This is a genomic window from Paenibacillus dokdonensis, from assembly GCF_004916975.1.
GTDB classification, from domain to species: Bacteria; Bacillota; Bacilli; order Paenibacillales; family Paenibacillaceae; genus Paenibacillus_AQ; species Paenibacillus_AQ dokdonensis.
Genome location: NZ_STGQ01000003.1, coordinates 137,544 through 163,008, shown reverse-complemented (window position 1 = coordinate 163,008; position 25,465 = coordinate 137,544). Strand labels below are relative to the sequence as shown.

Sequence of the window (25,465 nt, the reverse complement as noted above, 5' to 3'; positions counted from 1 at the left end):
GACGCTATGAGAATTATGACGATTTTGGGCACCAGACCCGAAATTATTCGCCTCAGCCTCATCCTTCCTAAGCTGGACCGGTATGCGGAGCGGCATGTGCTTGTGCATACCGGGCAAAATTTTGCAGATAGGCTGAGCGGAATTTTTTTCAGGCAAATGGGCTTACGCTCGCCAGATTATATTTTGCAGGACGCAGCTGCTTCACTGGGAGAGCAGCTATCATCCATGTTTTCGCAAATGGAGGCTATTCTGGAGAAAGAGAAACCCGATAAAATACTGCTGCTTGGTGATACCAACAGCGCATTGTGTGCAGTTCTCGCGGAAAGACTGGGATACCCTGTAGTTCATATGGAAGCAGGGAATCGCTGCTTTGATCTGAATGTGCCCGAGGAAAAAAACAGAAGGGTCATTGATGCCATTTCATCCATTAATATGCCTTATACAGAGCAGAGCAAGAAGCATCTGCTGGCAGAAGGTTTTCCCAGCCGGCGCATTGTCCTGACAGGTAATCCGATCTACGAAGTCATGAAGCATTACGAGAAATCGATCGCAGAGAGCGATATTTTGAACAGACTCTCCCTGAAGCCGAAGGAGTATTTTCTGGTCACGGCGCATCGCGCGGAGAATGTGGATCACCCGGGCCGTTTGCAGCAGATTGTGGAGGGGCTAAACCTGATTGCCGAGGAGTACGGACGACGGATTATTTGCAGTATCCACCCGCGTACAGCTTCACGTATTACCGGGCAATCAATATCGCTGCACCCGCTGGTCGAATTCCATGAGCCTTTCGGATTTTTTGATTTTGTCATGCTGGAACGGTTCACCTGCTGCGCGTTAACGGATAGCGGCACCGTACAGGAAGAGTGCTGCATCATGCAGGTCCCTACCGTAACCATGCGGTCTACGACAGAGCGTCCGGAGACGGTGGACTGCGGCAGCAATATCGTGTCCGGTCTAGATGCTGAAGCAATATACCGAGCGGCGGATCTGATGATTAGTCTGAACCGGAGCTGGGTGTGTCCGGAAGGTTACTTGACGGAAAATGTTTCAGATAAGGTTGTTAAATTTTTGCTTGGAGGGAAAGTTCATGTTTGAAAATAAACGTATATTGGTGACCGGAGGTACCGGCTCATGGGGGTACGAGTTGATCGCCCAACTGCTGGGGTTAAAGCCGAAGGAAGTTGTTGTCTATTCACGCAATGAATCTTCTCAGGTGGCCATGAGCCGGGAGTTCGAAGACAGACATCTGAGCTTCCGGATCGGGGATATCCGAGACAAGGATGCGCTGGTCACGGCATGTCAGGGCATTGACTATGTATTTCATCTTGCAGCGCTGAAGCATGTTCCGGTTTGTGAGGATCAGCCTTATGAAGCACTCAAAACCAACGTAATCGGCACCCAGAATGTCATTGAGGCATCCATTGAGAACAAGGTAAAGAAGGTATTTTATATATCTACTGACAAGGCGGCAAATCCATCCAATTTTTACGGCATGACCAAAGCCATCGGAGAAAAGCTTATCGTTTATGCAAACCTTCTGAATAGTGAAACCCGGTTTGTCACTGTTCGCGGAGGCAATGTGCTTGGAACCAATGGCAGCGTAGTCCATGTGTTTAAGGACCAGATTCGGGGCAAAGGGCAGGTTTCAATTACGGATATGCAGATGACCCGCTTCTTCCTGACGCTTCGGGATGCGATTAAGCTGTTGTTCAAGGCTGCTGAAGAGAGCTATGGCGGTGAAATATTCGTTATGACGATGCCTGCCTGCAGAATTGTCGATATGGCGGAAGTGCTGATCGAGGACTCCGGCAAAGAGAATGTGGAGATTATAGAATCCGGCATCCGGCCAGGAGAGAAGATTCATGAGATCCTGATGAGCGATTATGAGAGCCTGACGACGGTTGTGTATGACGAGGAATACCTCGTGATCCTGCCGACTCTTCATATGCCTGAGCTGAAGGAACGTTATAGTCACTGCCGACCCGTATCGTTCAGCAGCTTCAGCTCGAATTATCATCTGATGAACAAAGAGGAGATCAGAGACATTCTCCAGCGCGGGGGGTTCCTGCAATGAAGCTGCTAATTCTGGGAGGAAACGGGATGGCAGGGCATATGCTGGTCGATTATTTTAAGCGTCAGGGAAAGCATCAGGTATTCTATACAACCCGGGATCAACACAGCCCCGGGGGGCTTTTTCTTGATGCTTCTGAATCATGCATGGCCGACAGATTGCTGGAAATTGTCAGACCGGATATTGTGATCAATGCCATCGGTGTTTTGAATCATTATGCGGAAGAAGACCGAATCAATGCTTATCATATCAATGGCTTCCTGCCTCATAGGCTGAAACGGACTGCTGATGTACTCGGTATCCGTCTGATTCATATCAGTACCGATTGTGTGTTTGAAGGGACGCGGGGCAGCTACGAAGAGGATGATACACCGGATGGGACCAGCGTTTATGCCATGACCAAAACCCTTGGGGAAGTTCGTGCACCAGGACATCTGACTATACGTACATCCATTATCGGACCGGAAATCCGAAGTCATGGCATCGGGCTTATGCACTGGTTTATGTCCCAGAAAGGGATAGTTACCGGTTACCGCAATGTCCTGTGGAATGGAGTGACAACTCTGGAGCTGGCCAAAGCTATCGATCAATTGATGATTTCACCGGTTTCCGGATTGATACATCTTGCCCATCCCATTCCGATAAACAAGCATGACCTGCTGCTGCTTTTTCAGGAGATATGGAATATACGTGGAGTAACGGTGATGCCTGCTGAGCAGCCGGTGCAGGACCGGACATTGGTATCCACCCGAACAGACATTGACTATTGCGTTCCTCATTATCGAGACATGCTGAAGGAGTTGGAAAAATGGATGAACGAGCTTCCTTCCGCAAGCGTGTCATACTGATTACTGGGGCTTCAGGCTTTACCGGCGGCCATGCCTGCCGGTATTTTGCCGGTAAGGGCCTCCAGGTAGCCGCCATCGTCCGGAAAATTCCACTGGGACAGTTTCCGGAGGGGATTACGTATTATGCTTGCGATTTATTAAACAAGCATGGGCTTGAGAAGCTGGTCCAAAGCATTGCTCCGGATTATGTGCTTCATCTTGGCGGCAAAAATTCAGTCCCAGAATCATGGGAGAATCCGCTCTTGTATATGGAAACCAATGTACTTCCCACTATTTATCTCCTGAATTCACTCCGCTCGCTTCCATCCTGCAGAATTGTAATTGCCGGCTCCATGGCAGTGTTCCCGCTCGCATCTCCTTTTCAGCCTCCACATCCATACAGCCTCAGTAAAAGCCTGCAAAAAGCCGCTACACTATCATGGGAAGTCTTGTTTGGCCAGGCTGTAATTCTTGCCGAACCATCAAATCTCATAGGACCGGGGCCTTCAACAGGCTTTTGCGCCTTGCTCGCCCGGCATATCGCAGCCTGTGAGCATGAAGGGAAAACCGCATCTTTTAAAATTTCCTCTCGGAATGCCCGGCGTGACTTTCTGGATGTAAGGGATGCGGTAAAAGCATACGATCTTTTATTGAAGAAGGGAACGCCGGGACATACCGTTACGATCAGTTCAGGAACCCAGCATACACTGGAGAAAATTGCGCTCAGTATGATGAATATTGCCGGCAGCAAGGCTTCGCTGGAATGGGGGGATGAGCCGGATTCGTCTGTTTCGCTCGAACTCCAGCCTTCAGGAGAAGGGATGGCGAAGCTCGGATGGAAGCCGGAAATACCGCTTGAGACTTCGCTCCATGATGTTTTGCAGCATTTTTATAAGCTGGAAGGAGGGGAATTATGAGACCGCTGGTGACGATTATTATTCCTTTTTATAATGACCCTTACGTAGATCAGGCGGTGCAGAGTGCTTTGTCACAGAGCTACGCTCCTTTGGAAATCATCGTGGTGGACGACGGATCTACTAGCTATGCAGACAGGCTGGCTCCCTTTCTCTCTCATATCTATTATTTGGGCAAAGGGAATGGCGGAACCGCGAGTGCGCTGAACCACGGTATACGGTATGCATCAGGGGAATATGTTGCCTGGCTTAGCTCCGATGATCTGTTTTATCCAGAGAAAATAAGCCATCAGGTCCAGTTTATGATGCAGCAAGGCGCCTTTATATCACATACTAATTTCAATGTTATAGACAGGTTCAGCCAAATCACCTCCTTTAGAGCAGGATGCTCCTTTTCGAATATACTGGATTTCTACCGGATCTTTATGCACGGAAATCCGGTCAACGGCTGCACGGTGATGATGAAAAAGGAATTGTTTTACCACGTCGGTCTTTTTGACGAAAACTTGCCGTATACACATGATTTGGATTTCTGGAGAAGGGTGATCCAGGCTGGATTTCCTCTTCCGTTTTTGGATGAAGCGTTGGTTGGTTACCGCCAGCACGAGGCTATGGGGACGATCCGTCATAAGGCGGTGATTGAGCAGGAATATGCGGTGACGCTTGGAAATGTGCGCAGTTCACTGGGACCGCTGATATCCATTATGGAGCGATCTTGAACAATTTTGGATCCTTTTCCCTTATAGTTCGTCCAAGCGAGATTCGAAGATTTGCATACTTATAGTATGAAAGGAGGTAATACCTATGCCAAACGTTTTGGTTGATAGCCAGATCTCGCAAAACAGCTCTACGAATGGAGCTATTTCCATTCCGGCGAGCACCACACCGGCTTTGTTCGGATCTTTGGGTCTGAATACCGCTGCCGCAGGTCCGAATCTTTCCGTGCATTTTTCGGCTACGGTTACGCTGAGTGCGATTGTTGCTGTCCTTGTTCCGGTTACAATCACGATCGTTAGAGTCGTCAGCGGTGTGTCCTTCCCCGTCTATACTGCAACAGAAACTCTTCCTGTAGGGACACTGCTGCTTACGACCGATGCCTTTACGATATCCGGGGCGGATTTGCTTACGACTAACCCCGAATTCGTTGTCTATCAGGCCTTTATCAGCATTCCGGAAGGACTTGCGGTAGTCCCTACCCGGGTTGGACCGGAGAGCTTCCAGGCTGTGGCATACTCAGACTAAGATCAAATGATAACTTTTTCTAGCTATATCAGTTTTGGGCACCGGTTTTCCGGTGCCCTTTTTTAATTTTTATGTATATTAGACCAGCGGAGGATAGTCGATAGATGGTTTTTTTATGGTTGATGGGTTCAAGAGTCGGGTCGTAACTGAATTTTTATCAATATAGTATATTGTCCGCTAATGATGGATTACCCTTAATGAATCCGGCCCTGCCGGACCCATGGAAAGGAGAAGGCATGAAGATATTACTGGCAACCTACTGGCTGATTCCCCATGTCGGCGGCGTATGGAAATATATGCTGCAGATTCAGGAACGGCTCGAAGCGATGGGACATCAGGTTGATCTGCTCGGCAACAGCCCGGACTACTCGAAATTCCATATCATCAACCGAGGCCAGGAACTGCACAAGGCGGCCCTGCGGCCTTTATTATCTGCAAAGCTGTCGGCAGCCCATACCCCGCTTCTGCATCGTGATCCGATAATCAATTTCTATGAAGAAGACCGCTACAATATGGAGCTGTCAGCTGCCTATTTTGGTCTGGGGCAATATGATGTTATTCATACACAGGATATTTTTGCGGCAAGAGCCCTGAACCGTGTGAAGCCTGCGCATGTCCCGCTGGTCGTTCAGGTTCATGGTTCCGTCAGTGGTGAGCTGCATAATCACTTTCGGCTGAATCCGCAGCTTGGGGTTCAGGAGCATTCGCCCGCATGGAAATATTTTAACTCGATAGAATATTATGGCGCTTCTTCAGGACAGCTAACGATCACTTCCACCGAGTGGCAGAAACATGAGCTCGTGCATGATTTCGGCGTGCAGGAGCAGCGGATTGAGGTTTTTCAGTACGGACTTAATACCATCCCGTTCTGGCAAAGCGCGCAGTTGGGAACCGATGTGCAAAAGCCGCCAGGTAAGAAGGTCATCATTTTCCCTGCGAGGCTTGCCTTTGTTAAAGGGATCGACGTGCTGATTTCCGCGCTTGGGATGCTGAAATATATGCGGAATGACTGGGTATGCTGGATTGTGGGAGAAGGGGAAAAGCGTGAAGAACTGCAGCAGCAGACAGCAGGCCTTTCCTTGCTGGATGATGTGATTTTCATGGGTGAACGGCGTGATATCCCGGCATTGCTGATGCAATCTGATATTTTTGTGCATTCCTGTATCCAGGATAATCAGCCATTCTCGGTCATGGAGGCGCAGATAGCCGGACTGCCTGCATGTGTCTCGAATGCCGGAGGGCTGCCAGAGATGGTTGAGCATGGCGTAACGGGATTGATCTCGCCGGTAAAGGATCCGTTGACACTTGCGCAGCATCTCAATATGCTCCTCGAAAACGATAAATACCGACGTAAGATGGGGAAAAATGCAGCTAAGTGGGCTAAGAAGCACTGGTCCATGGATCAAATGATTGCAAGGCTGCTGAATGCGTACGAAAGGGCGGCTTCAAGCCTATAAATCTAGATTTTACATGAGCATGAGAGATGAAGGGAGGATGAGCCATGCCAGGAGATCCATATATGGTCATCGGCGATTTGTATAACCGGATCTTTGCGGTGCAGTCATCACATATCGATGTACTGGTGGACTATGCAGTTTGGAACCGGATTTTTGAACAATTACCCCGGAATTATACCCTTCCCGATATGGAAGTTTTGGCCTTTGATTGATCATATTCGTGAAAAAAAGGGGCTGCCTGTAAGCAGGATATCTGCTTTATGGGCTGGCCCCTTTGGTTAAGTTAATCTTCGTTTAGATGAATCCCGTTAAAGATGTCTGCCCAGAGATGATCGTTACCATCCCATTTCTCGTCGTTGGGCAATTGAATAGAGCAAATCTTTTCAAGCGGCCAGTCTGTCTCCACCACGTTGGGGACGGCGGTGTGATTGATAAGCAGGACTTTGAAATCATGTGCTACTAGGCCGGATAAGACGGTCTGAAGCTCCTGTGCATGCTCAAAGGACCCTTCGGTCCGGATAAAAAGGATGTTGGGGCTGTAAGCCATTTTCTCCATAAAGCGCTGTACACGGCGGTCATATTTTGCCTTTACTTCCGGGTATGCGGCGAGATAGGGAGGAAAGTTGTTGTGCGTAAAAAAGTCATGATTCGAGAGGAAATCATAGTTGGTTTCTCTGACCAGATAAAGCTGGTCACTGATCCGTTTTTCAACGACCAGATTGTTGTACTCCATAAAATTGGCGAAATGGTTCCGGAGCAGGCGATTCACGTCAGCCAAATTGTGAGTAGCCATCCAATCAAGCGGTCCGGCGTAGGGGCGCAGATCGAACTTCTCAAGCTGCATTGAAGCCAGACATAAATCTCCAAGGCTGAAAATGGCATCGTAGGTCCCTTTGAGATCAGCTATCCGCATGTTTGAGCCCTTCCTTTCATAGGCAAATTTTGAATGCTTCACTCTATAGTAAATGCACTTTGCTCCAAGTTCGCCTGTATGCTCGTTTACTCCTGTCTGATATTTAGGTAAGCGGCTAAAGCCATACGCCCGTACCATTGGCCGGGAAAATCATACGATGGGATATGACTTGATTTCAGGAGGATGGGTTATGTCCATATTACGACTCGAAGCAGCGCCCTTTTCCCAAATTGATTGCCGTTATATTGAATCCTGTGATATTGAGGTAACCAACGGCGGAAGTGAAGGTTTTGAGATGCTCGTTCACGGCTATGGCAATCAGGGGCTTTTTTATGTACAGCTAATTCATGTAAGTCCGGGCAGTACCGTACACCTATATCATATTTTGACGGGATATCTGCCTTTTCAGCTTGTACTGGTAACGAATGTGAACCATTACGACCATACCTGGGCAACCGTAAGAGTCCGCGATCATGGCAATTTGATTGCTTTATATACACAGGAGGATACCATCCGTACGTTATAAACGGGGGAGGGATATGACATGAATGTATTGTTTGTGTTCTATGTGCCTAGCGGCGGTATGGATACGCTGAACCGGCTGCGGTGCAAGGCTCTGAAAAAATATGGAATTCATGCTTCCTGCCTCTATTACTTTTGGGGGGCGGGAGTGCAAAACAATGATGAAGTTCCGATGTATATCACCAATAACGATGATGAAATTCGCGGCATACTGACTTCCGGAAACTATGATGTGATCGTGGTTACAACGGACCATACCAGTTTTCCGAGATTCAGAGAACTTGGCTATACAGGTAAGCTGGTGCTGGAAATTCAAGGCTATGGTGCAAAGGAAAATGCCAGAAAGCAGCTGATTGAAGCACTGCCTTATGTGAACAGATATGCCGATGCATTACTTAATCCCTGCACACCGCATATAGCCGCATTGTTCCAGGAATTGTTTCCCCATATTCCCCAGTTTCATTTTCCAAACTGCTTTGATTCCGAAGCTTTTACGTATCGGCCGGCTGTCAAACCGGAGCACCCGATTATCGCCTGGCTTGGGCGGATGGAGGATAATAAAAACTGGAGGGAATTTCTCCATATCGGACATCAGCTCTCCTACTACATTCCTGATGTGAGCCTGTGGATGTTTGAGGATCCCAATCTGTCCGATCCCCATGAACGCGAGCTGTTTGAGCAGATGGTCCATAATCTGGGGCTCCGTCCGCGCCTGACTCTTCGTTCGAATGTGGCCAATGTCCAGATGCAGAATTTTTTTTCGTCTATTGGCGATTCGGGCGGGCTCATGTGTTCCACGTCCAAGGTGGAAGGAGGCCCTTTATCCGTCCTGGAGGCCATGAGCTGCCGATGTCCGGTACTCGCTACGAATTCAGATGGAGTGGCATTATTTATCCGTCATAACGCCACCGGCAAGAGCTATACACTTGGCAATATCGCGCAGGCGGTACAGGAAGCACTGGATTTGATGATCAATACCGAACGCAGGGAAAACATCCGGAACAACGCTCTCAGGCTGCTGCAAACCGAGTTCAATCCTCATTTATATTGTTTAAGCTTCATAAGCATGCTGAATCAAATATAGGGGAGATGGTGACGATGACACTCAAGTATAAAACCAGGCAGGAAGCCGGGGCGGGTTCATTTGACTCGTTTGTAGTAGGGGCTGATGAGATTGTACTGACCTCCGTTACGCTGGAAGGGATTTCTGAAGGAGATCGGGTCGTTCTGGCCATTGATGCATCCTGGTTAAAACCGATGTGTGATCTCGGGGAGCTTGAGTTCTTTTTGAGAAGGGATATGCCTGATGGACCTGCCGTGTACTGGACACTGGAAACCTGCTTTGCCAAGGCCCGCACGAGAGAAAGTCACACACTGGTCGCAGACAGCAGCATGCGTCATTTCTATTTAACCGTACGCTCCAGCGAACAGAAAGCGCGTCTCGTCGCGTATGCTTTGGAGGGAAGCGTATTTTCTCCGGAATGACTTGTAAGACGGAAAGGCCGACCCGTTGTTAAATAATGCATGGATCGGCCACACACTTTCGATGACGTTCATGATACGGGTTTGATGAAATGAAGATAGGTTTCCCGGAGTCCTTCCTCGATGCTGAACTGATGCTTCCAGTGTAGGCTGCTGCGGATCCGGTCATTCGAGAGACAGCTGTTTCGGATATCTCCAGCCCTTGCGGATCGGTTATGAGTAGTGATGTCCTGGCTGTGATACTGCCTGAGCAGGGCAACCAGCCGGTTGACGGAAGTTGCTGCGCCGGTGCTGACATGAAGTATATCGCGGCTGTCTGAGCTTTGGGCTGCTGAAAGTGCCGAAACCACATCTTTTACATAAATAAAGTCGCGGGTCTGCTCTCCATCTCCGTTAATTGTAAGGGGCTTATCCTGCAGGAGCTGGTTTAGGAAAATGGAAACAACTCCGCCTTCGCCTTTGGAGGTTTGACCGGGACCGTAGACGTTGGCAAAGCGCAGAACCGTCCAATCGACATCAAACAATTGGCCATAAAGACGGATATAATGTTCAGCTGCATATTTGGACAAGCCATAAAATGAGATAGGCATAGCCTTGTCGGTTTCGTCCAGCAAGTCCTTATCCAGATTGCCGTACACTCCCGATGTCGAAGCAAAAATGAATTTACGGACGCCAGCCTTCCTGCAGCCCTCCAGCATGTTCAAAGTTCCACCTGCATTGATCTCCATATCCAGCCTTGGATTGCTTATCGACTGCTGGACATCCGCCTGTGCCGCTAAATGAAATACCGTATCCGGCTTCAAGGAGATGATTGTCTGAAGAGCCGCTGGACTCCGTATATCCTCAACATGCAGAACAGCAGCGGGATGGACCTTTCCAGCCGAGCCGGTGGACAGATTATCGATGATATGGACATGCTGCTTCAATTCAACCAGTTCCTGTACAAGATGAGACCCGATAAATCCGGCTCCGCCTGTTACCACCACCGTATTCAATGTCATTACCTCCTGAAGGATGGGTTATAATCTATCCTATGTGGAAGGCAAATTATTGGCATTAGGCATCTCCCTATTTCAGGGGGGAGTTCAGGAATTATAGGAATGAAGGTAGTAAAGATCAGTTACTGGGGTAACATGTTAATAGAGGTATAGGTCTATAGGAAAGGGGATGAAGAGTTTGAATAAAAAATGGATACCCGCCATCATCATCGTTATATGTATGGTTCTGATTGCCTGCGCAGCCTATTTTGTCCGTCCTTATCAAACGAAGGATCCAGATCCAAAAGGTACCGTTTCCTCACCGTCAGAGACAAAGGAACAACCTGGAGCAGGAAAAACTGAAGTTTGGATAAACAAGGATGTGACCTCCGTTGAGTGGGATGGAAAAAGAACTTCATGGATCCTCAAACGGTCAGGTACAGAAGAGAATGTGGCGGATAGCGGATGGACTTTGAACGGAGAACCGGTTACTACTGATCATGCGGATATGATCATTTCGAAAATGAATGCGATGCTGACCAAGGATTCGGATTCCTCACGAAAAGCTTCTTCATTAAAAGCCGAAGTCATCGATTCAACGGTCACTCTCTTGAGTGGTCCGGACAGCGGTGATAAGGTGTACCAGATCGCGGTCGAACCAGCGTATCCGGAGACATTTTGGATCATTCCGGCTGGGGAATCCATGGTATATCCAGTAGCTTTAAAGGATGTGCAGCAGCTGGAAAAGGAAATCGACCAGTTGAAGACTGCATCACCTGCAGAATAACATGAAGGCATCGGAATGCCAAATCCTTTCAGCATAGCGTCATGATCGCACGGTCATCCTAAATGATGTTACTACATCAAACTCATAACGGAGGATGAACTCATGATGCGATCCAAAGCGATTAGTCTTTCGATATCCGCTGCACTGCTTGTAAGCGTGGCTGGTGTGGCTGGTTGTACAACGAAAGAGCCTGCCAACACCAATGTTCGCACCAAAAATGTCCATGATGCCCGCGGGCTGAACGGAATGAACGGACGCCTGAATGTGAATTCCTTAAGAGACGGAAACCGCTTATCGACGTATAGTACGGATGGAGCAAGACATAACACGAGCAACCTGACGTCTTCCCAAGAGCTTGCAGATAAGGTTGCAGCATTGAAGGAAGTACGTACCGCAAATGTGCTGCATACAGGCAATAGTGCATATGTGGCCGTAACTCTGGAAGACGGTACCAAAGGCCATATGGGAACCAAAGGCATCACAGGGAACTATGGTATGAAAAGTACCAACAGCAATTTCCGCAGCAGCAGCTTCGGAACGATGAACAACAGCAGCTTTAATAATAACAGCGTTGGCAGCGGCACAACGAGCGCCAATAACCGCGGTTTGTACGGCACGATGGGGACCGGCAGTTATGGCATTATGCGCGGCGTGACTGGAAATGGCACAGGGACAGGGACAGGAACGGATATGGGAACCGGAACAAGCCGGTTGCATAATTATACTACTAGCTCTGGCGAACCCATTACGAAGAGCAATGGATTCAATGCTACGACATCGGGAACCTCTGGCACGAATGAAACCTTATCCGAGAATAAGGACAATGTGAGTGCAGAAATCAAAACCAAAATCAGCGATGTTATCAAAAAGGCAGATCCAAGTATCACCAATGTATATGTATCTGCTAATCCTGATTTTGTCCAACGGGTCAGCAATTATGCAACCGAGGTGAAAAACGGCCATCCGATTCAAGGTATGGTATCCGAGCTTTCAACCATGTTTGAACGTATTTTCCCGATGCACACTGGAACTGATCACAATATTAATACCAATACAAATACGAACCGTGTGACTCCAATGGGTAACACACCGTCCGCACCACTCGGCAAAACGCCTGCTGGCCGTCATATGATGCAGTAACCAATGAAAAAGCAGCCTTCGCGCCTAAACGCGACTGCTTTTTTATTTTGACTCAGAATTACGACATACCATGATCAAAATAAAAAGACCTCCAGATATGAACAATCCAGAGGTCTTTAATGAATCATTATTGTTGTGTAGGAAAGAATTAAAATACCTGGCGTCCACGTACCCATACGCCTTGAATGTTCAAGCTGTCATCCAGCAATAGAACATCGGCCTGCTTACCTGCTTCCAGCGTACCTGTACGGTCTTGAATACGAAGACGTTTGGCTGGATTATAGCTGGCAACGCGGGAAGCATGCTCTACGGTCAAGCCTACGGTTTCAACCAGATAGCGGAAGCCCTTGATCATGGTCAGTGTGCTTCCGGCCAGACTGTTCGATTCACCTTTCAGCATGGCGATCCCGTCTTTGACTTCCACCGGCAGGTCGCCAATGGTATAGTCGCCGTCTGGCATACCCGCAGCGGACATTGCGTCCGTAATCAGAATGAGATTATCATTGGTTTTTAATTTAGCGAGAATGGAAATGCAGGCCGGATGTACGTGAATGCCGTCGGCAATAATTTCGGCATGAATCCGGTCATCGCTAAGAACGGCGCCGGCTGTTCCCGGTTTGCGGTGATGGAGCGGTGTCATGGCATTAAACGTATGCACGCCTTGACGGAGACCGGCTTCCACCGCTGCTTCCACTTCCTCATAAGTTGCATCCGTATGACCCAGGGCGGCATTGATGCCATGCGCATCCATCCAGGCAATTGCGTTCAACGCACCTTCGCGCTCTGGAGCCAGGGTAACTTGTTTAATTAATCCAGGATACTGAGCTTCCCAGGCTTCCATCCATTCCACATTCGGAATGACGATATGCTCCGGATTTTGGGCACCAGGCCATTTCGGACTAATAAAAGGTCCTTCCAAATGCACGCCTTCGATGATGGTGTAGGGCATATCCTGTTGTTGGTACTCACTGACTTCCTTCAGCACCTTATCAATCGATGCTTTAGGAGCGGTCATCGAGGTGGCAAGCATGGCTGTTGTCCCTTGAGAACAGTGGAATGAGGTGATTTTATCAAGCTCTTCCTTGCCTGAATACATGAAATCCTCGCCACTGCCCCCATGCACATGGACGTCGATGAAGCCTGGAACGATGTATCCGTCTGTTTTTTTGCTTTCCGGGTTTAACACCTGCCAACGCTCCGGCAGATTTTGAACCTCGCCCGCATAGACAATGCTGCCGTCTTGAATGGCGACAACGCCTTCTTCAATCACTCCGCCTGGAATAACGACCTTTCCGTACAGCAATTGGCCTGATACTTCACTCATGATAACAACCTCCCGGCTCCTTGATCCAGTAACACGACAACGTTAGGGTGACATTGCAAAAGTGATGCCGGGCATTGGGACGTAATCGGCCCCTTCAAAGCCCGTTTGACGATTTCAGCCTTATCTTCTCCGCGAACGAGCAGCAGGATCTGCTTGGCTTTCAAAATGCTTCCTACGCCCATCGTAACGGCCTGAGTTGGCACGTCAGCGAGTGAAGGGAAGAAGCGTGCATTTGCAGTGCGTGTTTTTTCCTGAAGCTCAACGACATGTGTCCCGCCAACAAGGCTTTCATCCGGTTCATTAAATCCGATGTGTCCATTATGTCCCAGTCCAAGAATCTGAAGATCTACCGGGCCATACTCTTCCAGCATCGCATCATACTTACTGCATTCGGTTTCGAGATCTGCGGCGTTACCGTTAGGTACATGCGTATTCTCCATTTTGATATCGATATGGTTAAAGAGCTTGTCGTTCATAAAATAACGGTAGCTCTCGGAATGACCCTCTGGCAGACCTACATATTCATCCAGATTGTAGCTGGAAGCTTTGGCAAAGCTGACAAGTCCCTGCTGATTCATTTCAATCAGACGCTTGTAGATACCAATCGGCGAACTACCTGTCGCAAGGCCAAGCACCGACCTTGGTTTCGTGTGAAGCAGACTTGCAATGAGGCTCGCTCCGGTGGCAATAAAATCGGACTCCTGCTTAAATGTGTAGATGTTCATACTTGTTAATGACCTCCTTTTGGTTTTCGGTAGTTACGGACATTTTGATAGGATTGCTCCAACTTGGGAACATACTGTCCGAACTGCTCGCTGCTCATGCCCATGAAAAGAATATCAATAATATGAAGCTGGGCCACCCTTGAAGCCATATCACCTCTGCGCATGCCTTCCTCAAGAGAAGAAACAAACAGGGGAATGTCGGCCATGGATGCCAGCGTGTTGCTGCCGTAAGAAGTAAGAGTAATCGCCTGAGCCCCGCTGTCTTTGGCACAGGCCAGCGCATTGAGCGTTTCCTCGGTTTCCCCGGAATATGAAATGGCGACAGCCACATCCCGTTCCGTGAGCGTCGAAGCAGAAGTGATCTGCATATGGGGATCTGCGAAGGCGGTGCAGTTTTTACCAATGCGGATCAGCTTCTGATAAAAGTCGAGTGCAACAACCGATGAGGTTGCCACACCATACAAATCGATCCGCTGTGCCTTACACAACAGCGTAATGGCCTCTGAGAGCCGATCCATATCCAGCAGTGAAGTGGTATCCCGGATGGAGGTGAGATGATTGGCTTCCATAGCCTCCACGATTTGGGATAACGGGTTGTTGGCAACGATGTCCTGGTAGGAAGAAGCCTGACTTCGTTCCTGCATTTCCGTATGGGCAATTTCAGCGGACAGCTTGACCTTCAAATCGGGATAACCCTTTAAATGGAATACCTTGCAAAAGCGGGTCACCGTGGCAGGACTGGTTCCGCACTGCTCGGCCAGCTCCTTGATTCCCATATGCACGACTTCCGCCGGGGATGAGAGAATAAAATCGGCAATCCGGCGTTCCTGCTGGGACAGTTTTTCTTTTTCCTGTGCCAGGGCATACAAGATAGGTGCCACGAAAGGACCTCCTTACTCATGGAATGAGTGAAAATTATTTTAGTGATTATTTTTCATAATGAGAAAATTATTTTTATGTCTAACCTCATCATAGGTCAAAAGTCTCCTGGTGACAAGGGGCAATCCGGATTTATTTGGACAGCCATTCCCCAGGAAATGACAAAGCCCGCGTTCATGGGAACACGGGCTTTGACTCGAAATAAAATATGACGGTGTAGCGATTAAGCACTAATACGCGTTTTTTTTGATTTCCCAACTTCCTGCCGTAAGATCTGCCATACAATATAGGCCAGAATAATCATTTGCGGTATAAAGGTTTCCCAGGTTGGGTACATGCCGAGCCATGAGATAGATGGCAGGGAAGACTGAGAATGTGCCGACAAACGGCCCGCAACCTGCAGGGAGTGAATGCTGTCGCCAAGGAAGCGGAACACCAGATAATATATCAGCAGCGTGGCTCCCAGGAAAAAGGCCCGAAGCGGCAACGAGGCGCTGAGGACAATAATCGCATATCCCAAAATGGCAAGAATGACAAGCGCGATCACGACGCCTAGAATCAGCTGAAGCATCGGGATGGAGGAAGCCATACCAACATAAAAAATGGTTGTTTCCGCCCCTTCCCGCAAAATGGCCAGCAGAGCCACAGAGAACAGGGACCAGAGGCTGCCTTTGGCAAGGGCGTTGCTGACCTGCTTGCCTACATATTGATTCCAGGCTTTTGTATTGGACTTGTTATGCAGCCATTGACCGACCGTAATCATCATAACAACAGCAACCAGACCGGTGATACCTTCAATCATTTCACGGGCGCTGCCAGAAGCCGCTTGGGAAATGGTGTAGGTGAGTACAACCGCCAGAATAATCGACAGGACAAAGCCGGTGCCAGCACCAGACCATATGTACTTACGTCCCGCACTATTGCCGCTGCGTTTCAGATAGGACAGCAGTGCTGCGATGACCAGAATGGCCTCCAGACCTTCACGGAGCAGCACGAGTGCAGCATCCCAAACGGTATAGCTATGACTTCCCGCGATGGGTGTCAAAGAAGTTTTCATTTCTTCGATTAAGGCTAATGCTTCCTTATCACGTGGAGGGGATGATAGCAGGTATCCTGAAACTTCAGACATTTGATTCTCGACTTCGGTGTACAGGGCCGGCGAAGAAATACGGACTTCGCCTTCGACGGAAGGCCATGCCGCGATAAATTTGTTCATATTATCTGCAGCCTTATCACTTTGACCGTCCACAGTCTGCTGGCGGACGGTTTCCAGAACGCCCAGAAGATCGGACAATGTATAGTTACTTCCGCTTTCAGCTGAGCCGGTATTCTGTATCTTTCCTTCCGTATAATCGGTCAGGAGCGTGAGCAGCTTCTTCATTTCCTGTGCTGCCTGCTCTTCGCGAACCGGGTCAGCCTGCAGGGCAATTCGTACTAAACTGATCTGCGTTTCCAGTTGACCGTAAACGGTAAAGTTTTCGCTGCGGATGGGTGTTTCGCTTTTTGGCCATGCGTTGACAATGTTTTGATAGCTGGACTTGGCCTTGACCCAGTCCTTGCTCTCGATGGCAGCAAGGCTCTCTTTGGCAAAGGGGATGAGCTTACCGGCGGCTTCCGTACCGCCGGATGCCTTGTTGCTGCCGCCTTGCTGTTCCGCAGATGCATTCACGTATGCATTGACCGCTTTGGCCAGTACGGAAAGAGCCTGCTTGGATCCGGCATCTTCTGCCTGAAGTTTTGACTCAGCATCCGTCAGGGCAGCATCGACCTGGGCTTCAGCATCGGCGAGATCCTGGCTTCCCGTTTGTTTAACGAGAAGCCATTGCTCCTTAAACTGCTGAAGATCCCCGGCAGCTTCTTTCCATTGCTGCTGACCTGCTTCCACAAGGGCGCTGCCTACAGCTGGAAGGAGAGGGTCAACGGATGAGGCGGGTGCAGTCTCTGCAAACGCCGGTGCCGCAGCCCATTGGAGAACGAGGAGCATGGCTAAGAACAGAAAGGCCAACGCGGCAGGTCTTTTTCTATTATGTTGATTATATGGCATGAAATGTTTTCTTGGCCGCATATGCTGTGATCTCCTTTAAAGCAAATTAATGAACAGGTGTAAGTCAATCAGCTCTAGAACAAGGTGTCTCCGATGTATCCGCCCTTGGAGGCCCCTGGAAAGCATGCAAATACGGCACTGCCCACATGCAAAATATATTCATTCAAGCGGTCGCTCTTCGAGAGCTTCTGCTGCATAGCAACGAATTGTTTGATCAAGTCGCGCTGGTAGCTGATAAACAGCAGCCCGGCGTCAAGCTGTCCAGTCTTGAGATCGATGCCTCCGGAGTAGGAGTACGAGCGGCGAAGCATCTGGAGAGAGCCGTCTCCTCGGGCAAGAGCAACATGGGAATTTGCCGGAATATGAGGATTCCCTTTCTCATCCTTCGCGCTGAGATCAACAGGATCAAATTCATTTTTGGAGCCGAGAGGGGCACCGCTGGCACGATAACGGCCAAAGGTATCCTCCTGGTCCTTCAGACTTGAGCGGTCCCAAATTTCAATGCGCATCCGGATGCGGCGGACTGCCATATAACTGCCGCCCCCCATCCAGGCAGCCCCGTCACTGCCCTGCGCCCAGACAACCTTATCCATGTCCTGCCCGCTGGTAACAGCAGGATTACCCGTACCATCCTTAAAGCCGAGCAGATTACGGGGAGTCCCTCCGGACGGATCGGCTTGGGTTGAACGCTGAAAGCCTTCCTGTACCCAGCGCAGAACTGCCGTTCCGCGCGCCATTCGGGCCAGGTTACGGACCGCATGGAAGGCTACCTGCATATCGTCAGCGCATACCTGCACTCCGATATCGCCTCCGCTCCATTGCGGTTCCAGCTGCTCGCCGTTAAAGGCTGGCAGCTCTTTAAAGGAAGGAGGGCGCTTCGAGGACAAACCAAAACGGTCGTCAAAGAGTGAAGTTCCTGCTCCGAAGGTGATCGTCAGGCGGGATGGATTCAGTCCAACGGATTCACCGGTGTCGACTGGCGGCAGGTTGTGATTATCGCTTTCCTCGCCGACCTGTTTGCCTTCGGCCATCGCCGCAGCCGCAGCCGTCCATGTCCGGAACAGCTTTTGCAGTGAATGGCTGCCGCTTCCGGTTACATCGAATGCAGCAAAACAAATGAAATTTTGCGCGGGAGTGATAATGCCCGCCTGGTGATGGCCATAAAAAGGAATACGGTCTTCCGCTGCCGGAGCCTGGGCTGCCTCTGATTTACGGTTATTCTCCGCCGTGAACAGGCCGCCAATGGCGCCGCCTCCAAGAAGAAGTCCAAGACCTCCAGTACCCGCCAGACGAAGGACGTCACGGCGGGTCATTGGTTTCTTCATAATTGAATCATCGTTTGAATTCTTATTACGGTCTGACATGTGTTTACACTCCCAAAATCTTGCCCATATTGGACAGCGGTTCAGCTAGCGCATCAAGGTTCTGGCTGAGCTTGCGGATTTGATCATCTTTCAGCTCGGTGTAATCCACATAGCCATCGCCTTTTTTAAAAGCTTCGAGCTCCTGCTTCAGAGTGGCGAAGCGGTCACCGATTTCTTTTTCCAGATCAGCATCCTTTTTTGCCACTTCCGGTTTCAAAATTTCGAAAATTTTGTTGGCACCTTCAACGTTGGCGGCGAAGTCATACAAATCCGTATGGGAGTAAAGCTCTTCCTCGCCGGTCACTTTGGAGGAGGATACTTCATTCAGAAGCTCCACAGCACCGGTAACCATCAAGCTGGCGTCGATATCGATCGTTTCGATTTTTGCTCTGAGAAGCTGAGCGTCCTTCAACAGCTGGTCGGCAAAACCTTCTTGCCCGGCGGTTGTTTTGTCTTCCCAAAGAGCCTTTTCAATACGGTGGAAACCGCGCCATTCAGCTGCGTCAACATCATTCACCCGTGCATCGATGTTCGGGTCCAGATCGCCAAGAGCCTCGGCAACCGGTTCAATCCGCTCGTAGTAGGCACGAGCAGGTGCGTAAAGTTTTTTGGCTTCGTCCAGCTTTCCGGCTTTGACCGCATTTGTGAATTTTTCCGTTTCTTTCACAAACAGATCACACTGCTCAACCGCGAAGTTCCGATATTGCTCAATCGCAGCGGTAAAATCGGCTGCAGCAGGAGCTGCACTCGTCTCCGTTGTGGCAGGTGCGGCAGGCGTAGGATCAGCTTCGACGTTTTCCTTTTGCCCGCATCCGCTGAAGAGCAGGGAGGCGACCAGTATACCCGTGGGAAGAATGACATTGTATTTCAAGAAAAGCAGCTCCTTTTTATATGAAAAATATGTATCCTGACATATAAATGATAATGATTCTCAGTATCATGCCTGAAATAATAATATAGAGTTGCTTGGTTGCTGTCAATATTTTTTTATTGAAGTCATTTTACAGGTTGGAGGACAGCCAACAGATGCAGGTGCCACGTTAAGAAAGCCTCTCTATCGGACTAGAAGGTTTTTTCCTTCAGCACCCTAAGAGAGGCTTCTAAGTTATCGGTTATATTTTCCAATTGCTGGACTGACGGAAGATGGGCTGGAATGGCAGCAAGATCTTAATAGGCAGCGGATATGGCGCTTGAATACTTTGCAGGATCGTTCGTGCAGCCACGCTTCCAATTTCGAGCGTCGGGATATGAATCGTCGAAAGCGGAGGAACGGTATAGCGGGACGGCTCATTGTCATCAAAACCGATAATGGCAAAATCCTGCGGTATCCGGTAGCCCTTCTCCGAAATGGCACGCATCGCCGCCATCGCCATAATGTCACTGGCTGCAAAAACGGCTGTCGGCAGTTGGCCGCCAGGCTTATCAAGGTATTTCAGAACGAGATGATAAGCGTTATCCGGCTCCCACTCCGCATTCAGGACATGACGCGGATGGACTGTCATCCCGGCTTGCTCCAGTGCCAGCTTGTAGCCGCGGAATCTTTTCTCCCGATCAAATTCCCCGGATAATCCGGTTCCCCCAATAAACATAATCTCGCGGTGACCCTGATCAATCAGGTGCTGAACAGCTGCACGGGCAGCTTCGACGCGGTCATAAGAGATCGTAGGGATGCTTGGATCGGACACGTCGATGCCAACGATATGTTGAACATGTTTTTTGATTTGACTGTATAGTTTATTTTCGATGCCTTCAATGATAATCAGGCCATCTGTTTGATCCTCGCTTGTAATTTGCTGCAAAACTTCAGGTTTTTTCAAATCTTCCTGTGTAAGAGTGAAAGCAATTTTGTTTCCTTGTTGGGACAATTCCTTTTCGATACCTTCAAAAATGACCGAGAAATAAGGATGGTAATGCCGCCCTTGCATGGTGGATACAATGCATCCGATCTTTTTGACCTGCGAAGCGGATTCTTGGGCAGGAAGCTTAACCGTATAACCCAAATCACGTGCTGCGTCCCAAATCTTTTGTCTCGTTTCACTGTTAAAAAAGCGGTTAGACTCGTCGGCTAGAACGCGGGAAACGGTGGAGATCGAAACGCCGACACGTTCGGCTATATCTTTTAATGTGGGCATGATATGACCTGCCTTCAATTTCATATAAGATGTAGAGCAGAATGATAATCTCACTCTCTATGTTAAGTAAAAAAAAGGCAAAGGTCAACTTATTTGCGAGAAATATTGCAGCAATTTTCAAAGATAATTTGCATATAAATTTGCATAATTATGATTGACTATAGTTTGTAGCAGAGGTATTATTTTCATGTAATCAAGATGATCGAAGCAGATTTAATCAAAAGAAAGGGGTAAATTTAATGCGGATTATAAAACTTTGCAGTGTTTTTGCAATTATTTGCACAATTTTTGCAATAACGGGTTGCGCAAATGATTCGAAAGCCGATTCATCACCCTCCAGTAGCCAGGGTAAAGTAAAACTTGTTTTCTGGAGCCATCAGGAAGACGCCTTCATGAATGCATATAAAAAAGTCATTTCAGACTACGAAGCGCTTCACCCGGATGTGAGCATTGACTACCAGACCTTTCCTTATGACGTGTACAACCAGAAGCTTAAAGCATCCTTTTCCGCAAAGAGTCCGCCTGATATCGCAGAAATGTTCGGCACCTGGGTTCCGGAGTATTCGAAAAACGGCCTGCTTGCGGAAATTCCGGGAAGTGAACAGCTGCAAACGGAATATTACGAAGCGCCATTGGGCGGATACACACTGAATGGCAAGCTGTATGGACTGCCGCTCGAATTTAATATTGAGAATGGCGGGATGTTAATCCATCCTGAAATGTTGAAAGAGCATGGAATTGCCAATCCTCCTGCTACATGGGATGAGCTTGTGGCCGATGCGAAGCTATTGACGGTTCGTGACGGCAAGAGAATCAAGGTCAAGGGTTTTGACTTCGTTTCCGGCGACAATATTACGTTCACATTTCTGTCTATGATTTTGCAGCAAAACGGGAAATATTGGGGAGAAGACGACCATGTTAATTTCCAGACACCAGAAGCCCAGAAGGCGATGTCGGCCTTAACCGACCTCGTTGCCAACGACAAAGTGGCAGATCTTACGACGTTCGGCGGCGAGCTGGACACTTCCGATTATTTCTTTCAAGGCAGATCGGCAATGACCTATCGAGGTCCATGGACCGTAGCTGCCGGGCTGAATACATACAAAGTGAAAGACTTTGAGTATGTACCCGTGCCTTCCTTTACAACGAATCCTCCTTCATTTTCAGCAGAGTCAGGCTGGGGCATTGTTGCCTCGGAGAAAAGCAAGCAGCAGAAAGCAGCCGTCGACTTTATTACTTACATGTCCTCCAATGACAATTTGCTTGCATGGAACCAAAGCACGTTCACTGTTCCGGCCAAAAAGGCAGTGGCGGAAAATCCGGAATTCCTCAAATCAAATCCTTATATGAAAACTTCACTTGATATTTTGCAGCTGGGGAAATGGATCGGTCCGATTGCTGACCGGGATTTCTTTTTCAAAACGATTAATGATCACTTCCAATTGATGGCCACCGGGCAGGAAGCGGTTGAAAAGGGACTTCAGAATATAGAGAAAACCATCAACGAAAGTCAGGATCAACATAAATGATCGGAGTGGAACGAGCATGAATCTTGACACTGCAACAGGCAGAAATAAAGGAATTGAGCCCGGGATCGAACGGCCAGGCCGAAAAAACGGAAGGAAATTCATTTACCTGTCGCTGGCTCCCGTTCTGCTGCTGTTCGGCGTGTTTGCCTTTCTTCCCATCGGATGGAGTCTGGGGTTATCGGTATTTAAATATAACCCGCTTAGTGGAAGCGCTCTCTTCGTAGGGGCCGACAACTATATCCGTATGCTCGGCGATTCGGTTTTTCTGAAATCGCTCTGGGTCACGTTTAAATTTGTCATTATTGCCGTTATGGTGAACATCATCATCACGTTGATGATCGCCGTAGCGATCCAGCGGATTCGGTCCGGCTGGCTGCGGAGCTTGATGCGCACGTTGTTTTTTCTTCCGACAATCGCACCGCTTGCAGGTACGGCAATCGTCTGGAGCACCATGTTCAATTTCAATCACGGATTGTTTAATATCCTGCTCGACAAGATGCATATGGCCCCGATACAGTGGTTAAGCGATCCGCATTATGCGCTGTACTCGGTCATCATGATGACGTTGTGGGCAGATATCGGGTACAATATCGTCCTTTTTATCGCAGGTCTGGATTCGATTCCGGAAATGTATTATGAGGCCGCCATTTTGGATGGAGCAAGCCGCTGGCATATCTTCAAGGACATTACGCTTCCGCTGCTCCGCAGATCGATGCTGTTCATATCCGTTACCACTGTCGTTTCTTATTTTCAGGCTTTCGCCCAGTTCCAGATCATGACCAAGGGAGAACCGTTTAATGAAACAAGGGTGCTGGCTTTGCACATATACGAGCAGGCCTTTTCCAACTCCAACATGGGGTATGCGTCGGCCATGGCTACCGTGTTTCTGATGATCATTTTAGTGGTTACCTTACTGCAGCTCAAATGGGGGCGTACGGAGTGGGAATATTGACGAGGGGGTCCAGAGCGAATGCACCGCAGAAATAAATGGTTGGACGGCTTGATTATGCTGGTGTTGATAGTAGCCGCTTGTGCGATGCTGCTGCCTTATGCATGGATGGTTTTATCTTCTTTAAAAAGCAACATGGAGATCGTATCCGGGTCACATACTTTTTTACCGAGTAAGGCCAGTCTGGAGGGCTATCGCACCGTGCTGGTGGATGCGCCTTTCGGAAGATGGCTGATGAACAGTGCGGTGACTTCCATCGTGATTACGGCAGCGACGCTTTTTACTAGTGCTCTAGCCGGTTATATTTTTGCCAAACATCAATTCAAGGGACAAAAGCTTCTGTTCATTCTAATCCTTGCGACGATGATGATTCCTTTTCAGGTTATTATGATTCCGACATATCTAATCACGGCGAAATTAGGTTTGGTCAACCAGTTGATGGCTATTATTTTGCCGAATCTGGTAAGCTCCTACGGCGTTTTTCTCGCCAAGCAGTTTATTGAGGATATCCCGCAGGATCTGCTGGATGCGGCAAGAATGGACGGTGCAGGCGAACTGCGGCTGATGGTTCGGATCATTGCGCCTCTCATTCTGACCATGCTGTCTGCTCTCGGCATTTTTACCTTTATGAATTCCTGGAACAATTATTTATGGCCGCTTATTATTCTAAACGACGAGAGCAAAATGACGGTTCCTTTGGCATTGGTTTACTTTAACGGAACGCATATGGTCAACTATAACGTCGTGATGTCGGCGGCCGTGCTGATTACGCTTCCGGTAATTGCCGTGTTTCTCATATTCCAAAAGCAATTTATCAAAGGCCTGACGATGACGGGCATGAAGTAAAGAGAAGGGGAGAATACCGATGACTAAAATATCGATTATTGGCGCAGGTAGCGCATTTACACAGGAGATTACTACGGACATTATGCTCATTGAAGGGATTGAAGGCGGCACGATCGCACTGGTGGATATCGACCCGGAACGGCTGGAGATCGCACGCAAGCTAGTCGCTCAAATTATAGAGCTTTCAGGCAAGAAGTGGGACGTGATTGCTTCCACCGACCGTAGGGAAGTGATCGGGGGTTCGCAGTTCGTCATTAACCAGATTGAAGTGGGAGGACTGCAGACGGTCCGTTATGAGTATGAGATTCCGTTGAAGTATGGAGTTAACCAGTGCATCGGTGACACGCTTGGCCCGGGCGGGCTATTCAAAACGCTGCGCACGCTTCCTTCCTGGATGGAAATCATCAGGGATATTGAGGATCTCTGCCCGGATACGACGATCCTGAATTATACGAATCCGATGTCGGCGGTGACGCTGCTTACATCCCGTATTACACAAATCCCGGTCGTTGGTTTATGTCATTCCATTCAGAATACATCCCAGCGTTTGGCCAAATATGCGGGGGTACCTTATTCGGAGATGAAATGGAGGGCAGCGGGGATCAACCATATGTCATGGTTCGTGGAGCTTTCCCACCAGGGCCAGGACTTGTATCCTTTGCTGCGCGAGAAAATCCAGGATCCGGAACTGCTGAAGAAGGACCCCGTCCGGTTTGACGCCATGAAATACCTGGGGGCTTTCGTATCGGAATCCAGCGGCCATTTCTCGGAGTACATTCCTTATTATCGTAAACGCCAATCATTAATCGATCAGCACTGCAGTTCCGGTTATAATGGCGCAACAGGCTATTACGCGGATAATTGGCCGATTTGGCGGAAGGAAAACGATGAAAGGATCATTCAGCAGCTCGAGGGCACGATTCCGCTTGAGCTTAAGCCAAGCAATGAATATGCGGCCATTATTATTGAAGCGATGCTGAAAAACGAACCGAAAGTGATTTATGGCAACGTGCCTAACGAAGGGTTAATTCATAATTTGCCGTCTGACGGCGTTGTCGAAGTAGCCTGCATGGTTGATCGCAATGGCATAAATCCTTGCCAGTTCGGCAGTCTGCCTGAACATCTAGCCGCTTTGTGCCGCTCTAATATGGCCTTTTTTGATCTGGCCGTGGGAGCGGTGCTGGGTAATGACAAAGAAATGGCCCGGCATGCGCTGATGGTCGATCCGCTGTCCGCTGCCGTTTGCTCGCTTGCTGAGATAGGCGATATGTTTGAGGAGTTGTATGAAGCCGAACATGACTTTATCCCGGCGTTGAAGTAAACCTGAGAAACAAATTCTTG

26 protein-coding genes are annotated in these 25,465 nt (G+C 48.8%); 17 read left to right on the top strand and 9 right to left on the bottom strand.

Going from position 1 to position 25,465, the window contains the following annotated elements; all coding sequences use genetic code 11:
- The first annotated feature begins 6 nt into the window (after window positions 1-6).
- The 8 genes from wecB (at window position 7) to E6W40_RS29620 (ending at window position 6,723) form a co-directional block, all read left to right on the top strand.
- Window positions 7-1,095 carry a non-hydrolyzing UDP-N-acetylglucosamine 2-epimerase gene (wecB, locus tag E6W40_RS25195; protein ID WP_136608381.1) on the top strand — a complete coding sequence of 363 codons (1,089 nt, stop codon included), beginning with the start codon at window positions 7-9 and terminating at the stop codon, window positions 1,093-1,095.
- Complete coding sequence (locus E6W40_RS25190) at window positions 1,088-2,074, top strand: polysaccharide biosynthesis protein (protein ID WP_136608380.1); 987 nt, start codon at window positions 1,088-1,090, stop codon at window positions 2,072-2,074. Before wecB ends, E6W40_RS25190 begins: the two co-directional genes overlap by 8 nt.
- Window positions 2,071-2,919, top strand: a complete 849-nt coding sequence (locus E6W40_RS25185; protein WP_136608379.1) for an SDR family oxidoreductase — start codon at window positions 2,071-2,073, stop codon at window positions 2,917-2,919. Before E6W40_RS25190 ends, E6W40_RS25185 begins: the two co-directional genes overlap by 4 nt.
- On the top strand, window positions 2,880-3,815 hold the full coding sequence (locus E6W40_RS25180; protein WP_136608378.1) for an NAD-dependent epimerase/dehydratase family protein: 936 nt from the start codon (window positions 2,880-2,882) through the stop codon (window positions 3,813-3,815). The genes E6W40_RS25185 and E6W40_RS25180 overlap by 40 nt, the downstream gene beginning before the upstream one ends.
- The gene (locus E6W40_RS25175) at window positions 3,812-4,531 is read left to right on the top strand and encodes a glycosyltransferase family 2 protein (protein WP_136608377.1); all 720 of its coding nucleotides are present in this window, start codon (window positions 3,812-3,814) and stop codon (window positions 4,529-4,531) included. The genes E6W40_RS25180 and E6W40_RS25175 overlap by 4 nt, the downstream gene beginning before the upstream one ends.
- A gap of 85 nt (window positions 4,532-4,616) precedes the next feature.
- The gene (locus tag E6W40_RS25170) at window positions 4,617-5,054 is read left to right on the top strand and encodes a hypothetical protein (protein ID WP_136608376.1); all 438 of its coding nucleotides are present in this window, start codon (window positions 4,617-4,619) and stop codon (window positions 5,052-5,054) included.
- A gap of 236 nt (window positions 5,055-5,290) precedes the next feature.
- Entirely contained in the window at window positions 5,291-6,511 is a 1,221-nt protein-coding gene (locus E6W40_RS25165) for a glycosyltransferase family 4 protein (RefSeq protein WP_136608375.1), read from the top strand.
- A gap of 44 nt (window positions 6,512-6,555) precedes the next feature.
- Window positions 6,556-6,723, top strand: coding sequence for a hypothetical protein (locus tag E6W40_RS29620; protein ID WP_168929046.1), 168 nt, complete (start codon window positions 6,556-6,558; stop codon window positions 6,721-6,723).
- Window positions 6,724-6,794: 71 nt separating this feature from the next.
- Here the strand turns inward: E6W40_RS29620 and E6W40_RS25160 are convergent, their stop codons facing one another.
- Window positions 6,795-7,424, bottom strand: coding sequence for a DUF1796 family putative cysteine peptidase (locus tag E6W40_RS25160; protein WP_136608374.1), 630 nt, complete (start codon window positions 7,422-7,424; stop codon window positions 6,795-6,797).
- Window positions 7,425-7,614: 190 nt separating this feature from the next.
- On the opposite strand from E6W40_RS25160, the gene E6W40_RS25155 reads away from it, so the two are divergent.
- Genes E6W40_RS25155 through E6W40_RS25145 form a run of 3 tightly spaced genes read left to right on the top strand, consistent with a single transcriptional unit; the run spans window position 7,615 to window position 9,431 of the window.
- Entirely contained in the window at window positions 7,615-7,950 is a 336-nt protein-coding gene (locus E6W40_RS25155; RefSeq protein ID WP_136608373.1) for a hypothetical protein, read from the top strand.
- Window positions 7,951-7,968: 18 nt separating this feature from the next.
- Window positions 7,969-9,030, top strand: a complete 1,062-nt coding sequence (locus E6W40_RS25150; RefSeq protein WP_136608372.1) for a glycosyltransferase family 4 protein — start codon at window positions 7,969-7,971, stop codon at window positions 9,028-9,030.
- A 14-nt stretch (window positions 9,031-9,044) separates the two neighbouring features.
- Window positions 9,045-9,431, top strand: a complete 387-nt coding sequence (locus E6W40_RS25145) for a hypothetical protein (protein WP_136608371.1) — start codon at window positions 9,045-9,047, stop codon at window positions 9,429-9,431.
- A 68-nt stretch (window positions 9,432-9,499) separates the two neighbouring features.
- On the opposite strand, the gene E6W40_RS25140 is transcribed toward E6W40_RS25145, so the two are convergent.
- Entirely contained in the window at window positions 9,500-10,414 is a 915-nt protein-coding gene (locus E6W40_RS25140) for an NAD-dependent epimerase/dehydratase family protein (RefSeq protein WP_342774744.1), read from the bottom strand.
- A 190-nt stretch (window positions 10,415-10,604) separates the two neighbouring features.
- Between E6W40_RS25140 and E6W40_RS25135 the strand changes: the two genes are divergently transcribed.
- Both E6W40_RS25135 and E6W40_RS25130 read left to right on the top strand, forming a co-directional pair.
- Window positions 10,605-11,192 (top strand): hypothetical protein, encoded by a 588-nt coding sequence (locus E6W40_RS25135; RefSeq protein WP_136608369.1) that lies wholly within the window; start codon window positions 10,605-10,607, stop codon window positions 11,190-11,192.
- Between the two features lie 102 nt (window positions 11,193-11,294).
- The gene (locus E6W40_RS25130; RefSeq protein WP_136608368.1) at window positions 11,295-12,332 is read left to right on the top strand and encodes a YhcN/YlaJ family sporulation lipoprotein; all 1,038 of its coding nucleotides are present in this window, start codon (window positions 11,295-11,297) and stop codon (window positions 12,330-12,332) included.
- A 148-nt stretch (window positions 12,333-12,480) separates the two neighbouring features.
- Here E6W40_RS25130 and nagA read toward each other — a convergent pair whose 3' ends face one another.
- The 7 genes from nagA to E6W40_RS25095 form a co-directional block, all read right to left on the bottom strand.
- Window positions 12,481-13,656, bottom strand: coding sequence for an N-acetylglucosamine-6-phosphate deacetylase (nagA, locus tag E6W40_RS25125; protein WP_136608367.1), 1,176 nt, complete (start codon window positions 13,654-13,656; stop codon window positions 12,481-12,483).
- A complete protein-coding gene (gene nagB, locus E6W40_RS25120; protein ID WP_136608366.1) occupies window positions 13,653-14,381 on the bottom strand; it encodes a glucosamine-6-phosphate deaminase in 729 nt (242 codons plus the stop codon). Before nagB ends, nagA begins: the two co-directional genes overlap by 4 nt.
- A gap of 5 nt (window positions 14,382-14,386) precedes the next feature.
- Window positions 14,387-15,262 carry a MurR/RpiR family transcriptional regulator gene (locus tag E6W40_RS25115; protein WP_136608365.1) on the bottom strand — a complete coding sequence of 292 codons (876 nt, stop codon included), beginning with the start codon at window positions 15,260-15,262 and terminating at the stop codon, window positions 14,387-14,389.
- 221 nt (window positions 15,263-15,483) lie between these two features.
- Window positions 15,484-17,325 (bottom strand): FTR1 family iron permease, encoded by a 1,842-nt coding sequence (locus E6W40_RS25110; RefSeq protein ID WP_246073180.1) that lies wholly within the window; start codon window positions 17,323-17,325, stop codon window positions 15,484-15,486.
- 53 nt (window positions 17,326-17,378) lie between these two features.
- Window positions 17,379-18,668, bottom strand: coding sequence for an iron uptake transporter deferrochelatase/peroxidase subunit (efeB, locus tag E6W40_RS25105; RefSeq protein WP_136608364.1), 1,290 nt, complete (start codon window positions 18,666-18,668; stop codon window positions 17,379-17,381).
- A gap of 4 nt (window positions 18,669-18,672) precedes the next feature.
- Window positions 18,673-19,539, bottom strand: coding sequence for an iron uptake system protein EfeO (gene efeO, locus E6W40_RS25100; protein ID WP_136608363.1), 867 nt, complete (start codon window positions 19,537-19,539; stop codon window positions 18,673-18,675).
- Window positions 19,540-19,780: 241 nt separating this feature from the next.
- Window positions 19,781-20,800: a LacI family DNA-binding transcriptional regulator gene (locus E6W40_RS25095; RefSeq protein ID WP_136608362.1), complete on the bottom strand. Its 1,020-nt coding sequence runs from the start codon at window positions 20,798-20,800 to the stop codon at window positions 19,781-19,783.
- Between the two features lie 392 nt (window positions 20,801-21,192).
- Here E6W40_RS25095 and E6W40_RS25090 point away from each other — a divergent pair, with 392 nt between their 5' ends.
- From E6W40_RS25090 to melA, 4 genes are read left to right on the top strand one after another with little or no spacing between them, the layout of a single operon-like run.
- Window positions 21,193-22,329 (top strand): ABC transporter substrate-binding protein, encoded by a 1,137-nt coding sequence (locus tag E6W40_RS25090; RefSeq protein ID WP_246073179.1) that lies wholly within the window; start codon window positions 21,193-21,195, stop codon window positions 22,327-22,329.
- A 16-nt stretch (window positions 22,330-22,345) separates the two neighbouring features.
- On the top strand, window positions 22,346-23,281 hold the full coding sequence (locus tag E6W40_RS25085; RefSeq protein ID WP_136608360.1) for a carbohydrate ABC transporter permease: 936 nt from the start codon (window positions 22,346-22,348) through the stop codon (window positions 23,279-23,281).
- An 18-nt stretch (window positions 23,282-23,299) separates the two neighbouring features.
- On the top strand, window positions 23,300-24,124 hold the full coding sequence (locus tag E6W40_RS25080; protein ID WP_136608359.1) for a carbohydrate ABC transporter permease: 825 nt from the start codon (window positions 23,300-23,302) through the stop codon (window positions 24,122-24,124).
- A 19-nt stretch (window positions 24,125-24,143) separates the two neighbouring features.
- Window positions 24,144-25,445, top strand: a complete 1,302-nt coding sequence (gene melA / locus E6W40_RS25075) for an alpha-galactosidase (protein ID WP_136608358.1) — start codon at window positions 24,144-24,146, stop codon at window positions 25,443-25,445.
- Window positions 25,446-25,465: the final 20 nt, after the last annotated feature.